Here is a 475-nt window from a genome sequence, read left to right as displayed (position 1 = left end):
CTCGCCGGGGGTGTGCGGGCGCACGACGTCGGCGTAGCCGGCCTCGACCACCGCGGCGAAGGCGGCGCGCTCGGGCGGGCTGACGTGCGTGGAGTGGGCGAAGACCGCCATGTCCCAGACGTCGTCGTCCTGCGGGGCGATGTTCCAGTCGCCGGTGAGCGCGATCTGGGCCTGCGGGTCGGCGGCCAGCCAGCCGGCCGCGTTCTCCCGCAGCGCCGCCAGCCAGTCGAGCTTGTAGGCCAGGTGCGGGTCACCCAGCTGCCGGCCGTTGGGCACGTACAGCGACCACATCCGCACCCCGCCGCAGGTGGCGGCGATGGCCCGGGCCTCGGGCGCCGGGTCGACGCCCTCCTTGCTCGACCACGAGGGCATGCCCTCGAAGCCGACCTGGACGTCGTCGATGCCCACCCGGGACACGATCGCGACACCGTTCCACTGGTTGAGCCCGACGTGGGCGACCTCGTAGCCGATCGCC

At 73.9% G+C, this 475-nt stretch carries 1 protein-coding gene; it reads right to left on the bottom strand.

Translation table 11 applies throughout. The features are described from left to right. Positions 1 to 475: exodeoxyribonuclease III (locus M3677_RS16965; protein WP_251161131.1), on the bottom strand; the 475-nt coding region annotated here is incomplete at both ends.

This window comes from Curtobacterium sp. P97, assembly GCF_023712445.1.
Classification (GTDB): domain Bacteria; phylum Actinomycetota; class Actinomycetes; order Actinomycetales; family Microbacteriaceae; genus Curtobacterium.
This window is presented reverse-complemented; position numbering and strand designations above follow the sequence as displayed.